Origin of the sequence: Stakelama sediminis, from assembly GCF_014199335.1 — a bacterium.
Lineage (GTDB): Bacteria > Pseudomonadota > Alphaproteobacteria > Sphingomonadales > Sphingomonadaceae > Sphingomonas > Sphingomonas sediminis.
In genome coordinates this window covers 320953-344460 of record NZ_JACIJI010000001.1, presented here as the reverse complement: position 1 = coordinate 344460, position 23508 = coordinate 320953, and the positions used below count along the sequence as shown (strand labels likewise).

The 23508-nt window shown below is 62.0% G+C and carries 22 protein-coding genes; 14 read left to right on the top strand and 8 right to left on the bottom strand.

Annotated features, from left to right (window positions below; translation table 11 throughout):
- Positions 1 to 3: 3 nt before the first annotated feature.
- The 3 genes from FHR23_RS01720 (at position 4) to FHR23_RS01710 (ending at position 2313) form a co-directional block, all read left to right on the top strand.
- Positions 4 to 243: a BolA family protein gene (locus FHR23_RS01720; protein ID WP_184001205.1), complete on the top strand. Its 240-nt coding sequence runs from the start codon at positions 4 to 6 to the stop codon at positions 241 to 243.
- A 4-nt stretch (positions 244 to 247) separates the two neighbouring features.
- Entirely contained in the window at positions 248 to 574 is a 327-nt protein-coding gene (gene grxD, locus FHR23_RS01715; RefSeq protein ID WP_184001204.1) for a Grx4 family monothiol glutaredoxin, read from the top strand.
- Positions 575 to 759: 185 nt separating this feature from the next.
- A complete protein-coding gene (locus tag FHR23_RS01710; protein ID WP_184001203.1) occupies positions 760 to 2313 on the top strand; it encodes a glycosyltransferase family 39 protein in 1554 nt (517 codons plus the stop codon).
- A gap of 380 nt (positions 2314 to 2693) precedes the next feature.
- Here the strand turns inward: FHR23_RS01710 and FHR23_RS01705 are convergent, their stop codons facing one another.
- Complete coding sequence (locus FHR23_RS01705) at positions 2694 to 2978, bottom strand: hypothetical protein (RefSeq protein WP_184001202.1); 285 nt, start codon at positions 2976 to 2978, stop codon at positions 2694 to 2696.
- Positions 2979 to 3271: 293 nt separating this feature from the next.
- Here FHR23_RS01705 and FHR23_RS01700 point away from each other — a divergent pair, with 293 nt between their 5' ends.
- A complete protein-coding gene (locus tag FHR23_RS01700) occupies positions 3272 to 4294 on the top strand; it encodes a M48 family metallopeptidase (RefSeq protein WP_221227320.1) in 1023 nt (340 codons plus the stop codon).
- Between the two features lie 15 nt (positions 4295 to 4309).
- Here the strand turns inward: FHR23_RS01700 and FHR23_RS01695 are convergent, their stop codons facing one another.
- The 3 genes from FHR23_RS01695 to wecB all read right to left on the bottom strand — a co-directional run bounded on the left by FHR23_RS01695 (position 4310) and on the right by wecB (position 7800).
- Positions 4310 to 5113, bottom strand: coding sequence for a metallophosphoesterase family protein (locus tag FHR23_RS01695; protein ID WP_184001200.1), 804 nt, complete (start codon positions 5111 to 5113; stop codon positions 4310 to 4312).
- Between the two features lie 146 nt (positions 5114 to 5259).
- Positions 5260 to 6561 carry a UDP-N-acetyl-D-mannosamine dehydrogenase gene (gene wecC, locus FHR23_RS01690; RefSeq protein ID WP_184001199.1) on the bottom strand — a complete coding sequence of 434 codons (1302 nt, stop codon included), beginning with the start codon at positions 6559 to 6561 and terminating at the stop codon, positions 5260 to 5262.
- Positions 6562 to 6663: 102 nt separating this feature from the next.
- Positions 6664 to 7800 (bottom strand): non-hydrolyzing UDP-N-acetylglucosamine 2-epimerase, encoded by a 1137-nt coding sequence (wecB, locus tag FHR23_RS01685; RefSeq protein WP_184001198.1) that lies wholly within the window; start codon positions 7798 to 7800, stop codon positions 6664 to 6666.
- Positions 7801 to 7901: 101 nt separating this feature from the next.
- On the opposite strand from wecB, the gene FHR23_RS01680 reads away from it, so the two are divergent.
- Positions 7902 to 8378 (top strand): low molecular weight protein-tyrosine-phosphatase, encoded by a 477-nt coding sequence (locus tag FHR23_RS01680; RefSeq protein ID WP_184001197.1) that lies wholly within the window; start codon positions 7902 to 7904, stop codon positions 8376 to 8378.
- A complete protein-coding gene (locus tag FHR23_RS01675) occupies positions 8375 to 9178 on the top strand; it encodes a fructosamine kinase family protein (RefSeq protein WP_343042933.1) in 804 nt (267 codons plus the stop codon). Before FHR23_RS01680 ends, FHR23_RS01675 begins: the two co-directional genes overlap by 4 nt.
- A gap of 122 nt (positions 9179 to 9300) precedes the next feature.
- Here FHR23_RS01675 and FHR23_RS01670 read toward each other — a convergent pair whose 3' ends face one another.
- Positions 9301 to 11568, bottom strand: a complete 2268-nt coding sequence (locus FHR23_RS01670; protein WP_184001196.1) for an NADP-dependent malic enzyme — start codon at positions 11566 to 11568, stop codon at positions 9301 to 9303.
- A gap of 202 nt (positions 11569 to 11770) precedes the next feature.
- Between FHR23_RS01670 and FHR23_RS01665 the strand changes: the two genes are divergently transcribed.
- The 4 genes from FHR23_RS01665 (at position 11771) to FHR23_RS01650 (ending at position 16596) form a co-directional block, all read left to right on the top strand.
- A complete protein-coding gene (locus FHR23_RS01665; protein ID WP_184001195.1) occupies positions 11771 to 12787 on the top strand; it encodes an SDR family oxidoreductase in 1017 nt (338 codons plus the stop codon).
- A complete protein-coding gene (locus FHR23_RS01660) occupies positions 12784 to 14595 on the top strand; it encodes a glycoside hydrolase family 15 protein (RefSeq protein ID WP_221227319.1) in 1812 nt (603 codons plus the stop codon). The genes FHR23_RS01665 and FHR23_RS01660 overlap by 4 nt, the downstream gene beginning before the upstream one ends.
- Positions 14596 to 14683: 88 nt before the next feature.
- Positions 14684 to 15631: a right-handed parallel beta-helix repeat-containing protein gene (locus tag FHR23_RS01655; RefSeq protein WP_184001194.1), complete on the top strand. Its 948-nt coding sequence runs from the start codon at positions 14684 to 14686 to the stop codon at positions 15629 to 15631.
- A 62-nt stretch (positions 15632 to 15693) separates the two neighbouring features.
- A complete protein-coding gene (locus FHR23_RS01650; protein ID WP_184001193.1) occupies positions 15694 to 16596 on the top strand; it encodes a mechanosensitive ion channel family protein in 903 nt (300 codons plus the stop codon).
- Here FHR23_RS01650 and FHR23_RS01645 read toward each other — a convergent pair.
- The gene (locus FHR23_RS01645) at positions 16551 to 17282 is read right to left on the bottom strand and encodes a L,D-transpeptidase family protein (protein ID WP_246359647.1); all 732 of its coding nucleotides are present in this window, start codon (positions 17280 to 17282) and stop codon (positions 16551 to 16553) included. The genes FHR23_RS01650 and FHR23_RS01645 overlap by 46 nt on opposite strands.
- A gap of 428 nt (positions 17283 to 17710) precedes the next feature.
- Between FHR23_RS01645 and rplJ the strand changes: the two genes are divergently transcribed.
- The 3 genes from rplJ to FHR23_RS01630 all read left to right on the top strand — a co-directional run bounded on the left by rplJ (position 17711) and on the right by FHR23_RS01630 (position 19745).
- On the top strand, positions 17711 to 18226 hold the full coding sequence (gene rplJ, locus FHR23_RS01640) for a 50S ribosomal protein L10 (RefSeq protein WP_184001192.1): 516 nt from the start codon (positions 17711 to 17713) through the stop codon (positions 18224 to 18226).
- 52 nt (positions 18227 to 18278) lie between these two features.
- Positions 18279 to 18656 (top strand): 50S ribosomal protein L7/L12, encoded by a 378-nt coding sequence (gene rplL / locus FHR23_RS01635; RefSeq protein WP_184001191.1) that lies wholly within the window; start codon positions 18279 to 18281, stop codon positions 18654 to 18656.
- A gap of 177 nt (positions 18657 to 18833) precedes the next feature.
- Positions 18834 to 19745 carry a S1 family peptidase gene (locus FHR23_RS01630; RefSeq protein WP_184001190.1) on the top strand — a complete coding sequence of 304 codons (912 nt, stop codon included), beginning with the start codon at positions 18834 to 18836 and terminating at the stop codon, positions 19743 to 19745.
- 77 nt (positions 19746 to 19822) lie between these two features.
- On the opposite strand, the gene FHR23_RS01625 is transcribed toward FHR23_RS01630, so the two are convergent.
- On the bottom strand, positions 19823 to 20452 hold the full coding sequence (locus tag FHR23_RS01625) for a hypothetical protein (RefSeq protein WP_221227318.1): 630 nt from the start codon (positions 20450 to 20452) through the stop codon (positions 19823 to 19825).
- Positions 20449 to 22077 carry an amidohydrolase gene (locus tag FHR23_RS01620; protein ID WP_184002110.1) on the bottom strand — a complete coding sequence of 543 codons (1629 nt, stop codon included), beginning with the start codon at positions 22075 to 22077 and terminating at the stop codon, positions 20449 to 20451. Before FHR23_RS01620 ends, FHR23_RS01625 begins: the two co-directional genes overlap by 4 nt.
- A 152-nt stretch (positions 22078 to 22229) precedes the next feature.
- Here FHR23_RS01620 and FHR23_RS01615 point away from each other — a divergent pair, with 152 nt between their 5' ends.
- Entirely contained in the window at positions 22230 to 23474 is a 1245-nt protein-coding gene (locus FHR23_RS01615) for a threonine ammonia-lyase (RefSeq protein WP_184001189.1), read from the top strand.
- Positions 23475 to 23508 lie beyond the last annotated feature (34 nt).

The following is a 23508-nucleotide window of genomic DNA, read 5'->3' as shown; positions in this document are numbered from 1 at the left end:
GCGATGCCGATGGCGGCCGACGAGATCAAGGCGATGATCCGGGATGCGATTCCGGATGCCGAAGTGGAAATCACCGACCTGGCAGGCGACGGCGACCATTATGCCGCGCGTGTTGTGAGCGAAAGCTTTCGCGGCGTCCCGCGCGTGCGTCAGCATCAGGCGGTTTATGCGGCGCTGGGTGGCCGGATGGGCGGCGTGTTGCACGCCCTGCAACTGACCACGGCAGCGCCGGTACAGGAGTAAGAAGATGAGCGATGATGTGAAAACCCGGATCGACGGGCTGGTGAAGGACAAGAATGTGGTGCTGTTCATGAAAGGCAGCCCGCTGTTCCCGCAATGCGGTTTTTCCAGCCGTGCCGTTGCAATTCTCCAGCATTTGAATGTCGAATTCGACAGTGTGGACGTGCTGCAGGATCAGGAAGTGCGGCAGGGGATCAAGGCCTATTCCGACTGGCCCACCATCCCGCAGCTATACGTAAAAGGCGAATTTGTCGGCGGTTCGGACATCATGATGGAGATGTACGAATCGGGCGAACTGGCCGAACTGATGAAGGAAAAGGGCGTCGCTGCCTGATCTTCAGCAGGTGCCGGTGACGGTATTGCGATGATGGAAAGGCCTTCCCGGCGCAAGGTTGGGGAGGCCTTTTCTGTAAGGGGCTTTCGGATGCGGTGAGGGCATTAAACCCGGCCGTTTTTTCCGCATGTGGACATCCGCCACCCTCCACTGTATTGCCCGAGTGATACAGTGGAGGGTGGCGGATGGCAGAGGCCTCTCAACATAGCATTGAGCATAATGCGAAACGGGAATGGCGAAGGGCGGACATTGCCGCCCTGATCCCGGCGTTGATCGTTTTCGCCGTGCATGGGGTGCTGGCTGGACGCTACGACCTGTTTCGCGACGAACTTTATTTCATTGTCTGTGGGCTGCATCCCGCCTTCGGCTATGTCGATCAGCCGCCGCTGGTGCCGTTGGCCGCGGCGTTTCTCTATAAGCTTGGCCTTGGGGTATGGGGCTTGCGGCTGCCGACGGCGGTGGCAGCGGGGGCGCTGGTGTGGCTGTCGGTGCGTTTCGTCCGGCTGCTTGGCGGCAACGGTCTGGCCATCGCCTTTGCCGCGCTGGCGTGCGCGATCGCGCCGATGATGATGGGGCTGGTTGCAACGCTCAACACCTCGGCCTTTGGCCCTCTGGCCTGGACGCTGGTCGCCTATCTGATGGTCAGGACGGCGCGCGACGGAGACAGTCGTGCGCTGATTTGGGCCGGGCTGGTGGCGGGAGTGGCGCTGCAGGTCAAATATGCCATGCTGTTCTGGATGGTTGGGCTGACCATCGGCCTGTTGCTGACGCCTGAACGCCGGCTGCTGTTGCGGCCTGCCTTCTGGATCGGCGCTACGCTGGCCGCGGTGATCGCCGTGCCGTCCTTTATCTGGCAACTGGTCCACGGTTTCCCGTTCCTCGAACTCGGCGAGGCAGCGAAGGCAAAGAATGCCGATATCGCGCCGCTGCCGTTTTTCACCAATCAGCTGATGGTGATGAATCCCGTTTTCGCGCCGCTGTGGATCGCGGGGCTGATCGCGCCTTTCACCGTCAAACGGCTGCGGGATTTGCGCTTTCTGGTGATCGCGGCCGTGGTGGTGGTCGTCATCGTTCGGGTCGGTCACGGCAAGGACTATTATCTGGCACCGCTCTATCCGACACTTTTCGTGATCGGTGCGGTGACACTCGCACCGCTGGTGCGCGGCATGACGGCCAGGATTCTGGCAGGTGGTGCGATTGCAGCGGCGGTTGTGTTCTCCGCGCTGGCGGCGCCGATGGCGCTCCCGATCCTGTCTCCGCAGGCACTCAGCGCGTATATAACCCGTATCGGCGTTGCGCCGCAGCAGCAGGAACGCAGCTTCAAGGGCACCGTTCTGCCGCAGCTATTTGCGGACCAGTTGGGCTGGCGCGATTTCACCCGACAGGTAGAAGCGGCGTGGAGCCGCATTCCGGTCGCCGAGCGTGCCGTAACGGGAATCAAGGCGGACAATTACGGCGAGGCTGCTGCACTTGACCTCTATGGGAAAGGTTTGCCCCCTGCGCTGAGCGGGCATAATCAATATTTCCTGTGGGGGCTGCGTGGGCAGCACCCCCGTGACCTGCTGGTGATCCAGCACGACCTTCCTGCGTTAAGGCCGTATTGCCGTCAGGTTGTTGTTCTGGGCACGACCTGGTCGCGCTATGCGATGGCCTATGAAAATGGGAAGGTGATTGCGCTATGTCGGGGTGTGACGCCGCCCCTGGCGACATTGTGGCCGTCGCTTAAAATGTATCGGTAGGAGAGCCGGGTAGGGCGGGCGGCAGGAGACCGGATATAGACTGCCTGCCCGCCCCTTGAAGCGTCGCGATGGACGGAAGCGTAAGATGCAGGCGCCGTGCCAATGTTGCAGAGAGCCGGATTTACGGGCGATATAAAGGTTAACGACGATCCCGCACTGCCATCGACTGTAAACTGGACCGACAGGGGCGCATATCCGCTGAGGCGCTACGATATCGGGCATTGAAGCTATGAGTTTCAGGCCTGCGGACTTCTGGAAATTCTGCCATGCCATGCCGACATGGAAATAACGCGTAATCCGCTATAAACTCGCGTTGTTACCCATAAAAAAAGCGCGCCTGCATCAGCAGACGCGCTTTCTTCAAATCTCTGCAGTGCAGTTCAGCCCGGGCTGGACGCACCGTTGTTGTTGTCGCTGGCAGCGGCGACGATGCCGCCGACAACTGCACCAGCAGCCAGAACGGCGATGATGATGCCACCGGTGGCGAGCTGGCTGGTCTTCTTCGTGTGCGAAGCATTACGCACGCCGCTGACCGGTGCCTGAAGCGCCGTTGCCGTGGTCGGCAGCGCGGTGCTTGCACGCGTAGCGGTACCGGCAAACGCCATCGTCGAGCTCATCAGCCCGGCTGCTGCGGTTGCGGCAACAACAATCTTTCCAATCCGCATATCAAACTCCCTTTTTGCAAAAACTTGCTGCAAAGCAATAAATGTAGATATCCCGAAACTCAAGCCCTGTTTATCTACCTGTCTACGTAAAACCCCGTATCGGCGTATTTTTCAACCCTGCAATCAAAATGGTTCGATCGATTTTCGATGATCGATTTGGAGCTTGTCGGATATCAATGATTGGCGATAATGGCGGTTCCATGCCTGATTGTACCCAAAATGGCCGAGTTTGCTCCATTCCGGATCGCCCCGACGAAACCCCGTCCGACAAGAAATCATCTTCCCCCGGACGGGTGCTTCTGTCCCAATTTATCTTCTTCCTGTTGCTGTTGGGCAACATTGCGATGGTGCCGATACCGGCGCATGCCGAATCGGTGGCCAGCACGGGACAGGGGCCGCAATCGACGGACATAATGCAGTTGCGTGCATTGCATGCCGCCGACCAGCGGCTTGCGACTATTTTCTGGCGGATATCGACCGGTAACGTTGCGCTTTGCGATCCGACGCGGGCTGCGATCGGCGTGTTGCTGCATGCGCGGTCGAGTTATGAAGGGTCGTATCGGGATGCTGCGCAGAAATTATTTCATTTTGCAGGCGAAGTCGCCGTGGAGAGCGTGTTCGCCGATGGACCTGCGGCAACGGCCGGGCTGGAGCCGAACGATACCATCATTGCGGTGAATGGCAGTCCGCTTGGCGATGAAAAGGGCCCCGAAGCGGTAGCGGCGGCGGATCGCGCCATCGCGACGGCGGGGCGTGGCGGCGTTGTGCGCCTTACCATTATCCGTAACGATGAGCGCCACACGATTGCGATTACCCCGCGGAAAGCCTGCCCGGGGCGCGTGGAACTGGATGTCGAATCGGGCCGCGGCGCCGAAACCGATGGAAAAGTCATTCAGGTATCGACCGCGATGGTGAACGCGGTGCCGTCCGACGATCAGCTTGCCGCCATACTTGCGCATGAATATTCGCACGTGATCCTGCGCCATCCCGAACGGCTGACCGCCGCGGGCGTGCATCGCGGGCTGCTGAGCGTATTCGGAAAGAGCCATCGCCTGATTCGGCTGACCGAGGAACAGGCGGACCGGTTGAGTGTCTATCTGATGGTGAACGCCGGATACGATCCGATGGCGGCGTCGCGTTTCTGGCACGGGGTGGGGCGTCAGATCTCCGGCGGCTTCCTGTCCAGCGGAACGCATATGGGATGGAAGCAGCGGGCGGAAATGACGGCGCGTGAAGCACGTAAGGCGCTGGCCATGCCGACCCGACCGGCGATCCCCGCCGCGTTGTTAGAGACGCGGAATAAGCCCCTAAAATAAAATGTAAATGTGCGGTCAGGCGACCTGAAGAGCAGCGCTTTTACCGGCGTCTTCCGGCCAGGTCTGAACGATCCAGCGGTCGCCGCCTTCCAGACCAAGCGCCGTGAGCCGCCCGGTCGCGAAGGCACCGGTGTCGATGCCGATGCGATTGTCCCGCCATTCCACATCGTCACTGATGGTATGGCCATGGACGATCATTTTCCCGAAATCTTTCGGGTGATCGAGGAATTTACTGCGAATCCAGCGCAGATCGCTCTGCCGCTGGGCGTCGAGCGCATTGGCCGGATGCACTCCGGCATGGACGAAGGCATAGTCGCCGACGGCGATCAGGTCTTCGAACGACTCAAGAAATTGGCGATGCGATTGCGGCACGGCCGCGACCAGCCGGTCATGCAGCGCGTCATAATCGAGCGAGGCGAGTTCATGTTCCGAAATGCCATAGCTCAGCATCGTCTGATGCCCGCCGATGCGATCGAACAGACGCAGCGAGTCGCGCTTGCCCTCCAGCGCGAGCAGCATCACCTCTTCGTGATTGCCGGTCAGGAAACGCATATTGCCGCGCTCGGCGCTGAGCGTGCGAAGCCGTTCGACCACACCGGCTGAGTCCTGACCACGATCGACAAGGTCGCCGAGGAATATCCAGTCGGTGCCGCCCGGCGCGGGACCGCGCTCCGCATCATCGGCATCGATGCGTTCGATCAGACTGTCGAGCAGATCCAGCCGACCGTGAATATCGCCGATGGCATATACCCGCTTGCCTTCGGGAACATGATGTTCAACCGCGGGCTGGGTGGCGCGTTTGCGAAATAATCCTAGCATCTGCCTGAAAATAATGATCCGGACGCATGAAATACAATGGGTCTGAATAACGCTTATTGTGCAGTGCGCCAAGCAGTGTGTCGGTCAGGCGCGCCATTTGCCGGATCAGAGGACTATATTCCGACTTCTTTCCGCCTTCGAAACGATTAGCCGGCGGCGATGCGTACTGTTGGCGTTTCTGTCGAGAGAGCCGGCTGATCGGGCCAGATGCCGCGCATGTCGAGAACATGCTTGTCGCCGCGTTCTTCCAGCGGGATCGATTTGAACACGTCATGATCGACCAGCACGATCAGGGCAGGGCACTGGTCGATGGCGGTGTCGACGTCGATCAGTTCAGCCCCTGTGCCGTCGAAAGCGGCGGGCAGGGTGTCGACAAAGGGTTCGACGATCCTGATCCGACTGCCGAACCGCTTTGCCAGTTCGGACGCGACCTTGACCGCCGGGCTTTCGCGCAGATCGTCGATATTCGCCTTGAAGGCGAGGCCAAGACAGGCGACCGGCATACCGCCCATTTTGCGGACCAGTTCAGCCGCGCGTTCGACGGTGAAGTCGATCTTGGCATCGTTGACCTGTCGCGCGGTGCGGATCAGCGGAGTGTTTTCGGGGTCCGAATGCACCAGGAACCACGGATCGACCGCGATGCAATGACCGCCGACACCGGGGCCGGGCGACAGGATGTTGACGCGGGGATGGCGATTGGCGAGGCGGACCACCTCCCACACATCGACGCCCATCCGGTCGGAAATGACCGACAGCTCGTTGGCGAAGGCGATATTGACGTCGCGAAAGGCGTTTTCCGCCAGCTTCGTCATCTCCGCCGCCTTGGACGAGGTGGTAACGCAGGTACCGCGCACGAAACGGCGATAGAATTGCAGCGCCTTGCGCGCGCAACGCGGGGTGATGCCGCCGATTACGCGGTCGTTATCGACCAGTTCGACCAGCGTGCGTCCGGGCAGCACGCGTTCCGGGCAATAGGCGATGGCGACATCCGGCGTGGAAGGACAGTGCCCGGGAATCTTCAGGTCGGGGCGGAGTTGGGCGATCTGTCTCGCCACCTCTTCGGTCGTGCCGACGGGCGAGGTGGATTCGAGGATGATGGTATCGCCTGTTTTCAAGACTGCCGCGATATTCGTTGCTGCCTGAAGGACATAGCCGATATTGGGCGCGTGATTTTCCCCGAACGGTGTCGGTACGGCGATGACGAACACGTCCGCTGGTTCGATCCGGGTCGAGGCGCGCAGCGTTCCGCGTGCGACCGCGCCGGACACCAGCGCGTCGAGGTCGATCTCCTCAATATGCACCTTGCCCGAATTGACGGTTTCGACGACCTGTTCATTGACATCGACGCCCAGCACGCGCGCACCGGTGCGCGCGATCACCGCCGCCGTGGGTAGGCCGATATAGCCCAGCCCGACGACTGCAACATCGATTTCCTGATTCCAGACCATGTTCATCCTTGCCGTTAGCTGCGCGAGACGTTCGCTTTCGTGCTGCTGTGGCAGGACAAGGTTGATATTTCGGTAAGAATGCGCGGCTTTTTGGGTCAGGCCCTAGGCGATCAGACTATCGGCCACGCGCTCGGCGATCCGCGCGGATGCCCTGCCGTCGCCGAACGGATTGTGCGCGCGCGCCATGGCGTCATAGGCGCCCGCATCGTCCAGCAGATGCGCCATTTCCGCGACGATGCGGTCGGCATTCGATCCGACCAGCTTCGCGGTGCCTGCCTCTACGCCTTCGGGCCGTTCGGTGGTTTCGCGCATCACCAGCACCGGTTTGCCAAGGGCAGGGGCCTCTTCCTGCACGCCGCCCGAATCGGTCAGCACGATATGGGCAAGGCCGAGCGCGCGGATGAAATGCGGATAATCGAGCGGGTCGATGCGCGCGATATTGGCGCGATGGCCCAGCTTCGCGTCCATCACCGACACGACATTGGGGTTCGGGTGGACCGGAAACAGGATGGCGACATCGTCGCGATCGGCAATCCGGGCGATGGCGGTGGCGATTTCCTCCATCCCGCCGCCGAAATTTTCGCGGCGATGCGTGGTGACGAGGATCAGGCGACGTCCGGCGAAGCGTTCGGCAATGGCATCGAGGCCCGCGGCAAGCGCCGGTTCCGCCTCGATCCGTGCAGTGGTGGCGTGCAGCGCGTCGATCACCGTATTGCCGGTGACGAAGATGCTGTCCGGCGCAATATTTTCGGCGCGCAATGCCGATGCTGCCGTTGCGGTAGGAGCGAAATGCTGATCGGCGATGGGCGCGACGATGCGGCGGTTCACCTCCTCCGGCCAGGGTTGATAGATGTCGCCCGAACGCAGGCCCGCTTCGACGTGCGAGACGGGAATCTTGCGATAATAAGCGGTGAGCGCGCCGACCATCGCGGTGGCGGTATCGCCCTGCACGATCACCCGGTTCGGCTTTTCGCGATCCATCACCTCGCCAAGCCCGGTCAGCAGGCGCGCGGTCAGCCGGTCGAGCGTCTGCCCCGGTTCCATCAGGTCGAGGTCGATGTCCGGCGCCAGCCCGGCAATGGCCAGCACCTGATCGAGCAGGCCGCGATGCTGCGCCGTGACGCAGGTACGAACGTTCAGCCTTTTCGTATCGCGCAGCGCGTGCACGACGGGAAACAATTTGATGGCTTCGGGACGGGTGCCGAAGATGACGAGAATGCGCGGTGCGGATGCGTTCATAGGAGCGGTGGCTAGCACAGGATGCTTAAGCAGGCGCTAAACCTGCGGTGAAAATGCCGATCAAGGTTGAACGGGGCAGGAGGGGCGATAGGTAAAGAGACATGTCCTCCTCTTCTTCCGCACCATCCGTGCTGTTCGTCTGTCTGGGCAATATCTGCCGTTCGCCCCTGGCGGAGGCGGCGTTGCGGGCGCAGGCGCAGCGTGCCGGGCTGGCGGTGACGGTCGACTCAGCCGGTACGGGGCACTGGCATGTCGGCGAACCGCCCGATCCGCGTGCGCAGGATACGGCGTTGCGCCATGGGGTCGATATTTCCGGCTATCGCGCGCGGCAGGTCGGCGGCGACGATTTCCATCGGTTCAGCCATATCTTTGCGCTGGATCACGACAATCTGAAAAACCTGCGACGACTGCGCCCGGACAATGCCGCTGCCGAACTGGCGCTGCTGCTCGATTGCGTGCCGGAATTGCAAGGGCAGGCGGTGGCCGATCCCTATTATGGCGGTGAAGAGGGTTTCGAGCGTAGCTGGCATCAGGTCGAGCGCGCCGCACAGGCACTGGTCGAGCGTTTGCGGACGTGACCGGCCCGGCGGAGCGGGTGGCGCACCTGTTGCGGGCGGAGGTTGCCGGAATATCCGCCATGGCGGGGGGCGATCTGTCCGACGTGTTTGCCGTGACGCTGACCGATGGCAGGGCGTGTGTTGCCAAGCTGGGCGGCGATGCCGGGGCGGAAGCCGCGATGCTGCGCGCGATTGCGGCGACGGGGGCACCGGCGCCCGGCGTGCTTGCGGTCGATGGCGACCTGCTGATCCTGGAAAGGCTGGAGGCGCGGGGCGGACCGTCGCTGGCATGGCCGGACCTCGCACGGGTGTTGGGGAAACTCCATGCCGCGCAGGGCGATCGCTATGGCTGGGATGGCGATCACCGTTTCGGCGCGGTGGCGGTTGAGAATGGGCGTGGCGATGACTGGCCTGCATTCTGGGCTGATCATCGATTGCGCTGTCATCTCCGCCATCTGTCGGCAGGGCTGGCGCGGCGTATCGAGAGGCTGGCCGATCGGGTCGGGGAGTATGTACCGAAGGCGCCGCCGCCATCGCTGTTGCATGGTGATTTATGGGGCGGAAATGTGCTTGCGACTCAGGGCGGCATCAGCGGGCTGATCGATCCGGCCTGCTATTATGGCGACCGCGAAGTCGATGTCGCGATGCTGACCCTGTTCGACCATCCGCCGTCCAGTTTTCTTGATGCGCTGAACCTCGAACCCGGCTGGAGAGACCGGCTGCCGCTCTACCGATTATGGCCGCTGCTGGTGCATTTGCGGCTCTTCGGGAGTGCCTATGCCGGGCAGGTTGCGGACAGTCTGGATGTGCTTGGGATATAGTCCGAAAAAATAGCTTTTCATTGTTGTCGTAAACGGATAGCCCCGTGTCGGTTTTCTTTACAGGGGAGGGCGAGGCGCGGCTATTCTCCCGGTTGCAGCCTCGCCTGTTCCTGAATCTGAAGTCAGTGTTTGCTCGTGGCCTCGACCGCCGCGATGGCGGTCAGGTTGACGATGCCGCGCGACGTGGTGCTGGGCGTCAGCACATGGATCGGTTGCGACAGGCCGAGCAGCATCGGGCCGACGGTGACGCCTTCATGTGAGGCGTGGAGCGCGGTCAGCGTGATATTGGCGGCGTCCAGATTGGGCATCACCAGCAGGTTGGCCGAACCGCTGAACGCCGAATCGGGCACCAGCCGTTGCCGCAGCGCCTGCGACAGGGCTGCATCGGCGTGCATTTCGCCGTCGATGGCAAGGGCAGGCGCCTGATCCTGCACCAGCTTGAATGCGGAACGCATCTTGCGCGCGCTCCTGCTGTGCGACGATCCGAAATTCGAATGCGAGAGCAGTGCCGCACGCGGTGTCAGGCCGAAGCGTTCGACCGCACGGGCCGCCAGCAGCGTCATCTCCGCAATATCTTCCGCGCTGGGATCGGTGTTGAGATGGGTGTCGGTCAGGAACAATGCGCCCGCGTCGATGACCAGCGCGGTCACCGCATAAGCGCGATTGACGCCTTTGCTGCGTTCGATCACGCGCAGGACGTGCCGGATCTGGCTCCAATATTCCGAATTGCCGCCGACCAGCGCCGCCTCGACCAGACCTGCGCGTAAAAGCATCGCCGCGGTTACGGTGGGACGGCGATAGATATGGCGTTTGGCTTCGGTCCGGGCGATGCCGCGACGCCCTGCGATCCGATGATATTTTTCGATCAGCGGGGCCAGGCGTTCATGGTCGGTTTCGGGGTCGATGACGTCGATATTGACGCCGGGTTCGAGCTTCAGTCCCAGTTCCTCGATCCGGGGCAGCAGGATGCGTTTGCGCGCCACCAGCACGGGCTGGGCCAGCCGCTCGTCGATCGCCACCTGCACCGCGCGCAGCACCCGTTCGTCCTCTCCCTCGCCATAGGCGATTTTCGGCAAGCTGCCGCGGGCGGCGTCGAACACCGGGATCATCAACTGGCTGGAACGCGCATTCTGCTGCGCCAGCGACTGGCGATAGGCGGGAATGTCGAGGGTGCGGGTGGCGACCCCGCTCTGTTGCGCAGCACGCGCGACCGCAGGGGCGACCTCGACGATCAGCCGGGGATCGAACGGGGTCGGGATGACATATTCCTTGCCGAAAGCGAGGCTGCGCCCGCCATAGGCCTGCGCAATGCCTTCGTCGGCCGGTTTGCGCGCCAGTTCGGCAATCGCCTCCGCAGCGGCGATTTTCATCGCCTCGTTGATACCGGTCGCACGGGTGTCGAGCGCGCCGCGGAAGATATAGGGGAAGCACAGGACGTTATTGACCTGATTGGGATAGTCCGAACGCCCGGTCGCGATAATCGCATCGGGGCGATGTTCCTGTACCAGTTCGGGCAGGATTTCCGGTTCGGGATTGGCGAGCGCGAAGATCAGCGGCTTGTCCGCGAGCAGGGGCAGCATCTCCGGCTTCAGGACGCGCGGTGCCGACAGGCCGAGGAAAATGTCCGCGCCTTCCAGCACGTCGCCCAGCGTGGCGGCGTCGGTATGCCGGGCATAGCGGGCCATGTTGGCGGCCATGCCGGGACGGTCGGCTTTGACCACGCCGTCCTTGTCGGTCAGGGTGACGTTTTCGACCGGCAGGCCCATCGATACCAGCAGGTCGACACAGGCAAGCGCCGCCGCACCCGCGCCGGAGGTGACGAGGCGCACCTGATCGAGCCGCTTGCCCTGCAGCACCAGCCCGTTGCGCACCGCCGCCGCCACGACGATCGCGGTGCCGTGCTGATCATCATGAAAGACCGGGATGTTCATCCGCTCGCGCAGCGCCGCCTCGATCGCGAAGCATTCGGGCGCCTTGATATCTTCCAGATTGATGCCGCCGAACGTCGGTTCCAGCGACGCGACGGTTTCGATGAAGGCATCCGGGTCGGTCAGATCGACCTCGATATCGAAGACGTCGATTCCGGCGAACTTCTTGAAGAGGACCGCCTTGCCCTCCATCACCGGCTTTGACGCCAGTGCGCCGATCGCCCCCAGCCCGAGCACCGCGGTACCGTTGGAGATGACCGCGACCAGATTGCCGCGCGCGGTATAATCATTGGCGCAGGAAGGGTTTGCCGCGATTTCCTCACACGGCGCGGCGACGCCGGGCGAATAGGCCAGCGACAGGTCGCGCTGGTTGACCATGCGCTTGGTCGGCTCGATCTCCAGCTTACCGGGGCTTGGATAGCGGTGATAGTCAAGCGCCTGACGGCGGAAATTGTCGTCCATGGTGATGCTGTCTCGTCCTGAAGCTGGAATAGGCAAACCGGCGGATAAGACGCCTGTAGAACGATTTCGCCGTCGGGGAAAAGCCATGCCGTAGCGAAAAGGCGATTTTGGTCTCGCCTCTGCCGTTTGAACGGTTGCCGGTGCAGCGGAACTTTTGACGGCTTTCAATGGTCCTATGGGCAAACCCCCAAGGAGATATTCCATGCCGAAGAACAGCCGCCCGCCCGTCGTCGTGATCACCGGAGCTTCGGCCGGTGTCGGCCGCGCCGTGGTGCGGGAGTTTGCGAAGGACAAGGCGCGGATCGGCCTGATCGCGCGCGGCAGGGACGGGCTGGAGGGAGCAGCGCGAGAGGTCGAGGCGGCGGGCGGCGAGGCGATGATCCTGCCGCTCGACGTGGCCGACGCACAGGCCGTGGACGAGGCCGCCGACAAGGTTGAGGAGCGGTTCGGCCCCATCGATATCTGGGTCAATGTCGCCTTTGCCGGAGTCGTATCGCGCTTCGTCGACATGACGATGGAAGAATATAAGCGCGTTACCGAAGTGACCTATCTGGGGCAGGTGCATGGCACCTATGCTGCGCTGAAGCGGATGATGCCGCGCAACAAGGGCAGTATCGTGCTGGTCGGGTCCGCGCTCGCCTATCGCGGCATTCCGTTGCAAAGTGCCTATTGCGGGGCAAAACACGCCATTCAGGGGTTTGAGGATTCGATCCGGGCCGAACTCTTCGCGGCAAAAAGCAAAGTGCGGTTGTCGATGGTGCATCTGCCGGGCGTGAACACGCCGCAGTTCGACTGGATCAAAACGAAGATGCCGATGCAGCCCAAGCCGGCCAGCCCGCCCTATCAGCCCGAAATTCCGGCGCGCGCGATCCATTTCGCCGCGCACCATAAGCGCAAGCAGATTTTCCTGGGCTGGCCGACCTGGGAGGCGATCTGGGGCGACCGGTTCGCGTCCGGTCTGCTCGACCGTTATCTGGGGGCGACCGGCGTGTCGGGGCAGCAGGACAAGGAACCGATCTCGCCCGAGCGGAAGGACAATCTGTGGGAACCGGTGCCCGGCGATCATGGCGCGCACGGACGTTTCGACGATAATGCGCGGACGGGTTCGTCCCAGCTCTGGCTGACGATGCATCGTGCGAAGGTCGCGCTGGGGATGGCGGGTTTGGCGGGTGCTGCGATTGCAGGTCTCTTCGTCAATCGCCGGAGTGCCCGCGCATGAGCGATATGCTGCAGAAGAATATCGGCGACTATGCGATTATCGGCGATGGGGAAACGGCGGCGCTGGTCGGCAAGGACGGTTCGATCGACTGGCTGTGCATGCCGCGTTTCGATTCCTCCGCCTGTTTCGCGGCGTTGCTGGGCAATACCGAAAACGGTTGCTGGAGCATGCGTCCGGTAAAGGAAATCAAGCACAGCAGCCGCAGCTATCTGGGGGATACGCTGATCCTCGAAACGGTGATGGAAACCGAAACCGGGGTAGTGGCGATCATCGACTTCATGCCGATACGCGGCGAGGCACCCGATATCGTGCGGATCGTCGAATGCCGCGAGGGCGAGGTGGAAATGTCGTCTCAACTCGCCTTGCGGTTCGACTATGGCCAGTTCCACCCGCTGGTCCAGGCGTTGTCCGACGTGCGGGCAATTGCGATTGCCGGCCCCGATGCGGTGGCGCTCGATTTCGATGCGCCGATCAATTTCGAGGATCGCTGGTTCACCAGTCGCTTCACCGTGAAAGAAGGGGATCGATCGGCATTCGTGCTGACCTGGTTTCAGTCGTTCAAGGAACCGCCCCAGCGCGTGGACCCGGAAAAGGCGCTCAAACAGACGAAAAGCTGGTGGACGAAATGGGCAGGCCATATCGATTATGACGGCCATTACCGCGACGAGGTGGTCCGGTCGCTGATTAGTCTGAAGGCGCTGATCCATCACCCCAGCGGCGGGATTATCGCGGCGCCGACATCGTCGCTGCCCGAACGTCCGGGCGGTGCGCGCAACTGGGATTATCGCTTCTGCTGGTTACGGGATGCGACCTTTACCCTGCTCGCCTTTGTGCAGGCGGGGTTGAAGGACGAGGCGGAGCAATGGGTGGCCTGGCTGCGCCGGGCCGCGGGCGGAGAACCGATCGACCTGCAACCCTTTTACACCGTCGATGGCGACCGCCGGTCGATCGAATGGGAAGCCGACTGGCTGGACGGATTCAACGGGGCGAAGCCGGTACGGTTCGGCAATGGCGCGGTAGGACAGCTTCAGCTCGATATCTATGGCGAGGTGATCGACACGCTCTACTTCGCGGCACAGCGCGGCATGACGACAAGTGAAGACGCCGATATATTGGTGCGCCTGCTTGCCGAGAATCTTGCCGAAGTATGGGATCAGCCGGATGCCGGTATCTGGGAAAGCCGGGGCGGACCGAAACAGCATGTCTATTCAAAAGTGATGTGCTGGGTCGCGTTCGACCGGGCGGCATGCTGGTTTGCGGAGCGTGATGAAGCATTCTCCGAACGATGCCGCGAACTGGCGCAGCGCATTCACGCGCTGGTGTGCGAAGAAGGATTTCATCCGCAGCGCAACGCCTTCACCCAGACGTTCGGGGAGGAGGCGCTGGACGCTTCCGCCCTGCGCATTCCGCTGGTCGGGTTTCTGCCCGCCGATGACGAACGCGTGCGCAGTACGGTGGCGGCGATTGAACGCGAACTGGTGCGGGACGGGTTCGTCCTGCGCTATTCGACGGAAAAGACCGATGACGGCGTCGGCGGAAGCGAAGGGGCATTCATTGCCGCCAGCTTCTGGCTGGCCGATGTCTATGCCTTGCAGGGGCGGCAGGACGATGCCTGCAACCTGTTCGAGCATCTGCTGAAACGAGCCAATGACGTCTACCTTCTGTCCGAAGAACTCTCCTGGGAAGATCGCCGGTTACTCGGCAATTTCCCGCAGGGGCTGTCGCATCTTTCATTGGTGTCCACCGCGATGAATTTGCAGGATGCCGGCGGACCGGGGCATGCGCGTTCCGTCAGTCGGAAGAAATAAAAAGCGCGGTGAGCCGGTCGGTTAACCTTCAATTTGCCTTTTGGAGGCGCTGAAAAGCGGGCACATCGGATGGGAAAGGAACCCGCCCATGCGCCCGCTTGCCGCCATCGCTATCCTCTCCTCGCTCGCTCTTGTGCCGACATCGCAGGCGCTTGCCCAGCAAGCGAGCGCGCCGTTCGTCATCGCCCAGACGGGGCGGGGTTTTGCCAATCTGGACGATGCGGTGCAGTCGGTGCGCGAAGGTACCGCGACGATCCTGATCGCGCCCGGCGTCTATCACCAGTGCACGGTGCAGCAGGGCGGTTTCATCACCTTCAGGGCGCGCAAACCCGGCACGGCGATTTTCGACGGCACCGCGTGCGAGGGCAAGGCGGCGTTCGTGCTGCGCGGGCGCGGTTCGGTGGTCGACGGCATCGTGTTTCGTAACATGCATGTGTCGGACGGCAACGGGGCGGGTATCCGGACCGAGATGGGCAACCTGACCGTCACCAATTCGATGTTCCTGAACAGTCAGGAAGGCATATTGGGCGGCGAGCCGACCGACCAGAAAATCGTTATCGACCATTCGACCTTTTCGGGTCTGGGCCAGTGCGATGAAACCACGGATTGCAGCCATTCCATCTATCTGGCGAACAAGGGCAGCGTCACCGTTACCCGTTCCCGCTTCGAACGCGGAACGGGCGGGCATTATGTGAAGTTGCGCAGTCCGCATGTCACGATCACCGACAATAGTTTCGACGACAGTCAGGGGCGCAAGACCAATTACATGATCGACCTGCCCGACGGTGCCACCGGCCTGATCGCGCATAATGTCTTTGTGCAGGGATCGCACAAGGAGAACTGGTCGGGGCTGATCGTCGTCGCGGCGGAATCGCAGACCTATCCTTCTGCGGGGCTGACGGTGGAGGACAATGTCGCGTCGCTGGCGCCGGGGGCGAAACGGGGGACGGCGTTCGTCGCGACGCTGAGCCATGATCCGATTACGATCAGCGGCAACCGGCTGGGGGCGGGGATCGTCCGTTTCCAGCAGCGCTAAACGGAACTTACCAGTCCGTTTTCCGGTTGGTTCGTAGCGCAGGTGCAACGAACGAGGCCGGAATGAATACGCTCAACATCCTGATCCATCAGCTTGAGGCGATGTGGAAATCGGCGGTGCAATTGCTGCCCAGCCTCGTCATCGCGGTTGTTGTCCTGATCCTTACCTGGCTGATCGCTAAATTCGCGCGGCGGATTTCGGACCGGCTTACGACACGCACCAGCATGCGGCCAAGCCTGCAGGCACTGGTAGAAACGCTGATCGGCATCGCCATCTGGATTGTCGGAATATTGACGGCGGCGACCATCGTGCTGCCGGGGCTGACGCCCGCCAGCCTGCTTGCCGGTCTGGGCATCGGTACGGTGGCGATCGGCTTCGCCTTTCAGGATATTTTCGAGAATTTCCTGGCCGGTATCCTGATCCTGCTGCGCAAGAAGATGCGGATCGGCGACATGATCTCCTGCGACGGGATCGAGGGCAGGGTGGAACAGATCATGCTGCGCGAAACCCATGTCCGCAAATTGTCCAACGAACTGACGGTCGTGCCCAATTCAAAGCTGTTCAAGAATCCGGTGGAGATTCTGACCGACAATGACCAGCGACGGCATGAGATTGTCGCAGGCGTTTCCTATGACACCGATCTGGAGCAGGCGCGTGCCGTCATCCTGAAGGCGGTCGAGGAAGCCGAGGGCGTCGATACCGACCAGCGGATCGATGTATTCGCGCGGGAGTTCAATTCAAGCTCCATCGACTTTACCGTGCGCTGGTGGGCGGGATCGAAGCCCATCGACATGCATCGCACGCGCGACAGCGTCATCCGCAATATCAAGCGCGCGCTGGACGAAGCGGGGATCGAGATTCCCTTCCCCTATGTCACCAATACGTTCAAGGAGCCGTTGCGGATCGTCGGCGAAGACGATCAGGGGACGGGCGAATCCGCCGGTGCCGGAGCGGGTGCTGCCTGAGCCGGTGCAGCGGGTGTTGCGGGAGCAATCGCTGCCGGCACCGGTGCCTGTTGCGAGGCTCTTTGTTCGACCTGTGCATTGGCGAGCCGCGCAAGCTCCTCCTGCGCCTTGTCGTCATAGAGTTTCGGCAGCCAGTTGCGGGTAATGAGGACCGGATCGCCCTTGCGCGCGACATGGAACAGCTTCTTCGCGAACGCGACCGGCACGCCGACACAGCCATGGGTGGCATAGCGGGTATCGACTTCGGTCCCGTGAATGGCGACTCCGCCCCAGGTCAGCCGCAGGTTCCACGGCATCGGCGCATGGTCATAGGTGGCGGAGAAATGATCCGCATCCTTGTTGAGGATGGGGAACACGCCCATCGGCGTCGGTTTGTTGTCCGCGCCATACAGAATGATTGTGCGACCGATTTCGGTGCCCCCGCGATAAACATACAGCATTTCACGCGCCAGATCGACGACAACGCGAACGGGCTGGGTTTTCGATCCGTCGTCGTCCCAGGCGAAATCGCCTCCCTTCAAAGGTGCGTTCAGCGACAGCACGGTATGCACCTCATTCGGGCGCATCGCACTTTCCTTCGCCGCTGCGGGCTGAACCGTCAGCAAACTCATGCCCGCACATGCCGTGGCGGCGATCAGAACGGTCTTGCGGAGTACGCGGCGGATCGAAGAGGAGTGCTGAGCCATGATAGGTGGGATATGGAGCGATTCCGGGGTGTTGGGAAGCCGCCAAAATTCACCTGTCCCGGCGTGAGACGCGGTTAAGAGGCGTTAACTTTTGGCGGAAAATGCCATCCGCAATTGACTTCGGCGACGATCGCGTTATGTGCGCGCCTTCATCGGCTGCGGTTCGCCGTGACCGATATCCGTCCGAGACAGCAGGTGCACCCGATCCGTGGTGCTTAATTTCCGGCCAAGACGGGGACAGAATTTATACCGGACGCGCTTTCACGCGGGTTCGGGTCAGGCCGGGGATATTCCGGCAGTGACGATTCAACGCCCCTCGGACAATTACGGGTCGCAAGGCCCGGACGCTTCGCGCCATCCGGTGCGAAGTGCGTGAACCGGACGCGGGCGGCCCATGGCTTCCCAAGTCCATAGTTGAGGAGACCGGCATGGATCGTTCCCAGAAGACCGAAGCCGTTGCCGAGCTGAACCGCACCTTTAACGAGGTTGGCGTGGTGGTTGTCACCCGCAATCTCGGCCTCACCGTCGCGCAGTCGTCGGACCTGAGGAACAAGATGCGCGAAGCCGGTGCGAGCTATAAGGTCGCGAAGAACCGCCTTGCCAAGATCGCGATCGACGGCACCGATTATGCAGCCCTTGCGGACCTGCTGGTCGGACCGACGGCGCTTGCCACATCGGAAGACCCGGTCGCCGCCGCAAAGGTGGTGGTCGATTTCGCCAAGACCAACGAAAAGCTGGAAGTGCTTGGCGGCGCGATGGGCAGCACCGTGCTCGACGTGAATGGCGTGAAGGCGCTGGCTGAACTGCCGTCGCTGGATGAACTGCGTGCGAAGATGGTGGGCCTGATTTCGGCTCCCGCCACGAAGCTGGCGCAGATCACCCAGGCCCCGGCGGGTCAGGTTGCGCGTGTGTTCGGCGCTTATGGCGCCAAGGAAGCCGCATAAGGCTTTCGCGACCGACTATCCCTTTATCATCTGATTTTTACTGGAGTTTATCATGGCTGACCTGAACGCGCTGGTGGACCAGCTTTCCGAACTGACCGTCCTTGAGGCGGCTGAACTGTCGAAGATGCTCGAAGAAAAGTGGGGCGTTTCTGCCGCTGCTGCGGTTGCGGCTGCTCCGGCTGCCGGTGGCGCCGGCGGCGCTGCTGCTGAAGAAGCCAAGGACGAATTCGACGTCATCCTGACCGGCGACGGCGGCAAGAAGATCAACGTCATCAAGGAAGTCCGCGCCATCACCGGCCTGGGCCTGACCGAAGCCAAGGCGCTGGTCGAAGGCGCTCCGAAGGCCGTCAAGGAAGGCGTGTCCAAGGACGAAGCCGAAGAGCTGAAGAAGAAGATCGAAGCAGCCGGCGGTACCGTCGAGCTGAAGTAATCGGGCAGGGGCGTTTCGGCGCCCCACCGGTTATCCCGGCCGCCATGGCGGTTGCGGAAACAATAGAAAGGGCGGCTCGCGCAACGGGCCGCCCTTTTTTGTTCGGGAGGCCTCAACCATACTCCGCATCAGAAGGCGGCGGCTGAATCCCCAAGTAACCTTGGGGGGATTTGAACGATGCCATCGAAGTATGGCGTTTTCGTTGGCGTGCTATCGCTGCTCCTGTCGGCGATTCCCACGCCAGCATCCGCCATCGTCAGACGTCATGATGTCCCCGATGCGCGCTACAGGATCGACCCGCAAGCCATCCCGGCATTGGCAGATTTGCCATATGAAGGACATGGTGCCTTGATCGCGCCGTCCTGGGTCGTCACCGCCGCTCATGCTGTGCGCTACATGAAGGATTATCCGAAAGACTGGTTCGTCACGATCCATGGTAAGCGCCGAGCGGTGGCTCATATTATTGTGTATCCCGGATTCGAGGCTGCGGCGCTTGCCTGGCAAGCAATGTTCAAACCCCTTTTCGACAAGACAAGTTCGTTCGATTCCGTCGCCTGGATGAAGCAATACAAAGCGGCAATGGCGAACATGCGGGATATCGCGCTGCTCGAACTAAAAGATCCGGTTTCAGACGTCAGGCCGATGCCATTCTATACTGGCTCCGCGGAAGTCGGCCAAGTTGCGCAGATTTTCGGCAAAGGGGCGACGGGGACCGATCAGACCGGAGCACCTGCCAATGCCCCGCACCGCGGTGCGCTGAGAAGGGCAGAGAACCGGATTACTGACGCTCATGGCCCCTGGCTGCGTTATGTATTCGATTGCGGTTCGCGGGCACTGCCACTGGAGGGCGTGATCGCCGGTGGTGACAGTGGAGGGCCGGTTTTGATCAAGGTTGATGGCAAATGGATGCTGGCCGGTGTGACCCATGGTCTAGATGGGTCAAGTGCAGATGTTGCGGCTACACGCGCCGGAATCTTTAAGCAGGGAGTCTGTGGTCAGACATTTGCCAGTACGCGCATATCCTTTTTTACAAAGTGGATTACGCGTCATTTGGGCGTCCCGGCGACTACCAACCCTGTCGGCCAATAGCTTTCGCGGCTCTTTTATCGTCCCCAAGTTGCCCCGAACTTCAGTTCCCATGCCTTGTTGCGGCCTCGCCGCATCCGTCACATGTGATATTCGACCTTTTTCAGCAGCGTCCGGCGGCGCGCCATCTGGCGGATCTGGTCGGTGGCGAGGTTGAGGGGGCGGACGCGTGCGCCGGTTGCGGCTTTGTGGTCGAAATGGAAGCTGCGAACCGCACCCACCGGCAGGTCTTCGCGCGAGTAGAAAGCGACGACGGTGAGGTCGAGCTGTTCGACTTGCGGCATGTCCACTTCCGTTTCTTCATTGGCGGCCAGCATGACTTCCACGATCTCGTGGAAATGCCCGATGTCGAGATACTGGCCCGTGTTGAGGCTGCCCTGACGCATTTTTGAACGTGGGTCGTCGCCCAGATCTCCCGGCAGATCACGCAAGTCGGTCAGCGGCAGCTCGATGAGTCTGTCACCGACGTGCAGCGTGCCGATCAGGCTGGTTACATAGAGCGGCTGGCTGCTCATATTGGTGACGAGGCAGCGGCTTCGCATGCCGCGTCCTGCGGCGCGGGTAATCAGGATCGAGGATCGCCGGGTTGCACGAAACTGAACCAGCAGAAGCTGAAGATAGGTTATCCAGACAACGACCATCAGAAAGTTGAAAAAGATGCTGATCGTTGGGGCGTTCGCTGCCAGCCAGCGTCCGAAATCGTCCATCATTGTGCGTTCCCCTTACGCTCCCATACCGGTTTGCCGCCGACCCAGGTTTGCAGCACCTGCGTCTGGCGCAAGTCGGTGGGTGAGACGAGCAGGGGGTCGCGGTCGACGATCAGGAAGTCGGCCTGTTCGCCGGGTGCCAGCGTGCCGAAATCCTTTTCCGCGAAGCTGGCATAGGCGCCCGTCTGGGTGAAGGCGCGCCATGCCTGCACCCGGCTGACCGCCTGTTCGGGCGTCCAGCCGCCGAACGGACGGCCATCGGCGTCCTGTCGGGTGAAGGCGACGGCCCAGCCGATAAAGGGGTTGGGTTCCTCAACCGGGTAATCCGACCCGAATGCCAGCGGCACCTTGTTTGCCAGCATCGCATTCCAGGCGAACGCGCCTTTCAACCGGTCCGGCCCCAGCCGGGCGGTCGCCATTGCGCGCTCCGAAACCGCGCGCACCGGCTCCATCGAGGCAATGATGCCATGTTTGCCGAAACGCGGCAGGTCGTCCGGATCGACGATCTGCGCATGTTCGATCCGCCAGCGCCGGTCGCCCTTGTACGTTTCGGTAAGCTCGTCGATCGAGTCGAGCACGGTCTGGTTCGCCTTGTCGCCATAGGCGTCCACCGCGACCTGAAAATGGTCCATCGACGCGCGGCTCATCAGGTTGAGTAGCTGGTCGGTGGTCAGCAGGGGCAGGCCCGTATCCTTGGGCGCATCGGCATAGGGCGCCTTCAGCCACGCACCGCGTGTTCCCAGCGTGCCGTCTTCGCCATATTTGATGCCGATGCAGCGCAGCTTTCCATCGTACAGCCAGGGCGTCGGCCCCGGTCCGGCGATCAGCGTCGCGGTCTTCACGCTGTCGGCATAGCTGACGATGCGCAGACGGAGCTGCCCCTTGTCGCCCGCACGGCGAAACGCCATCCAGTCGGCGACCGAGGTGCCCATATCGTCGGTCGCGGTGATGCCGACGCTTAGCAGCGCTTCCTGTGCGGCCTGAAACGCGGCGTCGAGATCCTTGGGCGACGGCTGGGGAACGACCTTTTCCATCAGCTTTTGCGCGGTGCCGATCAGGATGCCGGTGGGATTGCCCTTCGCATCCCTGATGATCCGTCCGCCCTTTGGCTCCGAGGTTTTGGCGGTGATGTCCGCGGCCTTCAGCGCGGCGCTGTTCGCCCATCCGGCATGGCCGTCGGCGCGCGTCAGCCAGACGGGGCGTTCGGATACCGCCTTGTCGAGATCGGCCGCGGTCGGAAAGTTGCTCATGCCCCAGCTTTCCTGAGTCCAGCCGCCGCCCAGAATCCATGGACGCCCCTGATTCTTGTCCGCGAATGTCGCCAGCTTCGCCTGTGCCTCGGCCAGCGAGGTCGTGTCCGACAGGTCGAGCGACAGCTTGCGCAGGCCAAGTTCCATGACATGCCCGTGCGCGTCGACCATGCCGGGGATCAGCGTCTTGCCGTGCATGTCGGTGCGCCAGTCGGGATGTTTGGGGCGCTTGTCATGATCGCTGAGCAGCGCGGTGATACGTCCGTCCTGACCGATCGTCAGGCCGGTGAAATGGACCACTTCCCCGTTGCGGTCGAGCGCGATGCCGTTGACATTGTCGATCAGTCCGTCGGCATGGGCAAGGGTCGCACCGCACATCAGAACAATCGACGCGGCAAGGGCAAGCAAACGAGAAATCACGCAATTACGCTCCCGAAACAGGATGGGCGGTGAAACAATCCGCCGTGAAAGGACGAACGGGGCATAAGACGTGTTCCACGATAGCGCCAGATGCTCTAGGGCCATGCGCCATGGCTACCAATGTTGCACCCTCCTCCGCTGCGCTTCCGCTCACCGTCGATGACGTCCATGCCGCCGCCGAACGGATTGCCGGCGCGCTGGTCCGCACGCCGACGCTGTACAGCAAGACGCTGTCCGACCTGACGGGGGCGAAAGTCTATCTGAAGTTCGAGAATCTTCAGTTCACCGCCGCGTATAAGGAGCGCGGCGCGCTCAACACGCTGCTGCAACTGGATGAGGAGGCGCGCTCCAAGGGCGTGATCGCCGCATCGGCGGGCAACCATGCGCAGGGCCTTGCCTATCACGCGACGCGGCTGGGCATTCCGTCCACCATCGTCATGCCGCGCCCGACGCCGACGGTGAAGGTGACGCAGACCGAAGGCCATGGCGCGACCATCGTGCTGGAGGGCGAAACCTTTGACGATGCCTATGCCCATGCCCGTATGCTGGAGGCGGAAAAGGGCTATACCTTCGTCCATCCGTTCGACGATGCACGGATCATGGCGGGGCAGGGGACGGTCGCGCTGGAGATGCTGGCGGATGCGCCCGAGATCGATACGCTGGTCGTGCCGCTGGGCGGCGGCGGACTGATCTCCGGCATTGCGACGGTAGCCAAGGCGCAGGATCATCCGATCGAGGTGATCGGGGTGGAGGCGGAACTGTTTCCGTCGATGTTCAACCGCCTGAAACATACCGAACTGCCGTGCGGCGGCGACACGCTGGCCGAAGGGATCGCGGTGAAGGAGCCGGGCAAGCTTACCAGTCAGGTCATCAAGGCGCTGGTCGACGACATCGTGCTGGTCAACGAACGGATGCTGGAAGAGTCGGTCAGCCTGTTGCTGCAGATCGAAAAGACAGTGGTCGAAGGAGCAGGCGCGGCAGGGCTGGCGGCGCTGCTTGCCTATCCGGAGAAGTTCAAGGGCAAGACCGTGGGCACGGTGCTGTGCGGCGGCAATATCGATACCCGGCTGCTCGCCAATGTGCTGCTGCGCGATCTGGCGCGTTCGGGACGGCTGGCGCGTCTGCGCATCCGGCTGCAGGATCGCCCCGGTGCGCTGTTCAACGTGGCGAAAATCTTCCACGAACAGGGCGTCAACATCATCGAGGTCTATCACCAGCGGGTGTTCACCTCTCTGCCTGCCAAGGGGCTGATCACCGATATCGAGTGCGAGACGCGCGATGCGAAGCATCTCGACCGGCTGATCGCGGCGCTGCGCAATACCGGCTATTCGGTCAGTCCCGTCGAACTGGCGTGACGAAGCGAATCGCATCTGCGGTGAGTTGAGTCGG

What these genes read in the sequence shown, in the direction of transcription:
- FHR23_RS01720 (WP_184001205.1), top strand. Translation starts at nt 4, where the DNA reads ATGCCGATGGCGGCCGACGAGATCAAGGCGATGATCCGGGATGCGATT.
- grxD (WP_184001204.1), top strand. Translation starts at nt 248, where the DNA reads ATGAGCGATGATGTGAAAACCCGGATCGACGGGCTGGTGAAGGACAAG.
- FHR23_RS01710 (WP_184001203.1), top strand. Translation starts at nt 760, where the DNA reads ATGGCAGAGGCCTCTCAACATAGCATTGAGCATAATGCGAAACGGGAA.
- FHR23_RS01705 (WP_184001202.1), bottom strand. Translation starts at nt 2,978, where the DNA reads ATGCGGATTGGAAAGATTGTTGTTGCCGCAACCGCAGCAGCCGGGCTG.
- FHR23_RS01695 (WP_184001200.1), bottom strand. Translation starts at nt 5,113, where the DNA reads ATGCTAGGATTATTTCGCAAACGCGCCACCCAGCCCGCGGTTGAACAT.
- wecC (WP_184001199.1), bottom strand. Translation starts at nt 6,561, where the DNA reads ATGGTCTGGAATCAGGAAATCGATGTTGCAGTCGTCGGGCTGGGCTAT.
- wecB (WP_184001198.1), bottom strand. Translation starts at nt 7,800, where the DNA reads ATGAACGCATCCGCACCGCGCATTCTCGTCATCTTCGGCACCCGTCCC.
- FHR23_RS01680 (WP_184001197.1), top strand. Translation starts at nt 7,902, where the DNA reads ATGTCCTCCTCTTCTTCCGCACCATCCGTGCTGTTCGTCTGTCTGGGC.
- FHR23_RS01670 (WP_184001196.1), bottom strand. Translation starts at nt 11,568, where the DNA reads ATGGACGACAATTTCCGCCGTCAGGCGCTTGACTATCACCGCTATCCA.
- FHR23_RS01665 (WP_184001195.1), top strand. Translation starts at nt 11,771, where the DNA reads ATGCCGAAGAACAGCCGCCCGCCCGTCGTCGTGATCACCGGAGCTTCG.
- FHR23_RS01660 (WP_221227319.1), top strand. Translation starts at nt 12,784, where the DNA reads ATGAGCGATATGCTGCAGAAGAATATCGGCGACTATGCGATTATCGGC.
- FHR23_RS01655 (WP_184001194.1), top strand. Translation starts at nt 14,684, where the DNA reads ATGCGCCCGCTTGCCGCCATCGCTATCCTCTCCTCGCTCGCTCTTGTG.
- FHR23_RS01650 (WP_184001193.1), top strand. Translation starts at nt 15,694, where the DNA reads ATGAATACGCTCAACATCCTGATCCATCAGCTTGAGGCGATGTGGAAA.
- FHR23_RS01645 (WP_246359647.1), bottom strand. Translation starts at nt 17,282, where the DNA reads ATGGCTCAGCACTCCTCTTCGATCCGCCGCGTACTCCGCAAGACCGTT.
- rplJ (WP_184001192.1), top strand. Translation starts at nt 17,711, where the DNA reads ATGGATCGTTCCCAGAAGACCGAAGCCGTTGCCGAGCTGAACCGCACC.
- rplL (WP_184001191.1), top strand. Translation starts at nt 18,279, where the DNA reads ATGGCTGACCTGAACGCGCTGGTGGACCAGCTTTCCGAACTGACCGTC.
- FHR23_RS01630 (WP_184001190.1), top strand. Translation starts at nt 18,834, where the DNA reads ATGCCATCGAAGTATGGCGTTTTCGTTGGCGTGCTATCGCTGCTCCTG.
- FHR23_RS01625 (WP_221227318.1), bottom strand. Translation starts at nt 20,452, where the DNA reads ATGATGGACGATTTCGGACGCTGGCTGGCAGCGAACGCCCCAACGATC.
- FHR23_RS01620 (WP_184002110.1), bottom strand. Translation starts at nt 22,077, where the DNA reads ATGTGCGGTGCGACCCTTGCCCATGCCGACGGACTGATCGACAATGTC.
- FHR23_RS01615 (WP_184001189.1), top strand. Translation starts at nt 22,230, where the DNA reads ATGGCTACCAATGTTGCACCCTCCTCCGCTGCGCTTCCGCTCACCGTC.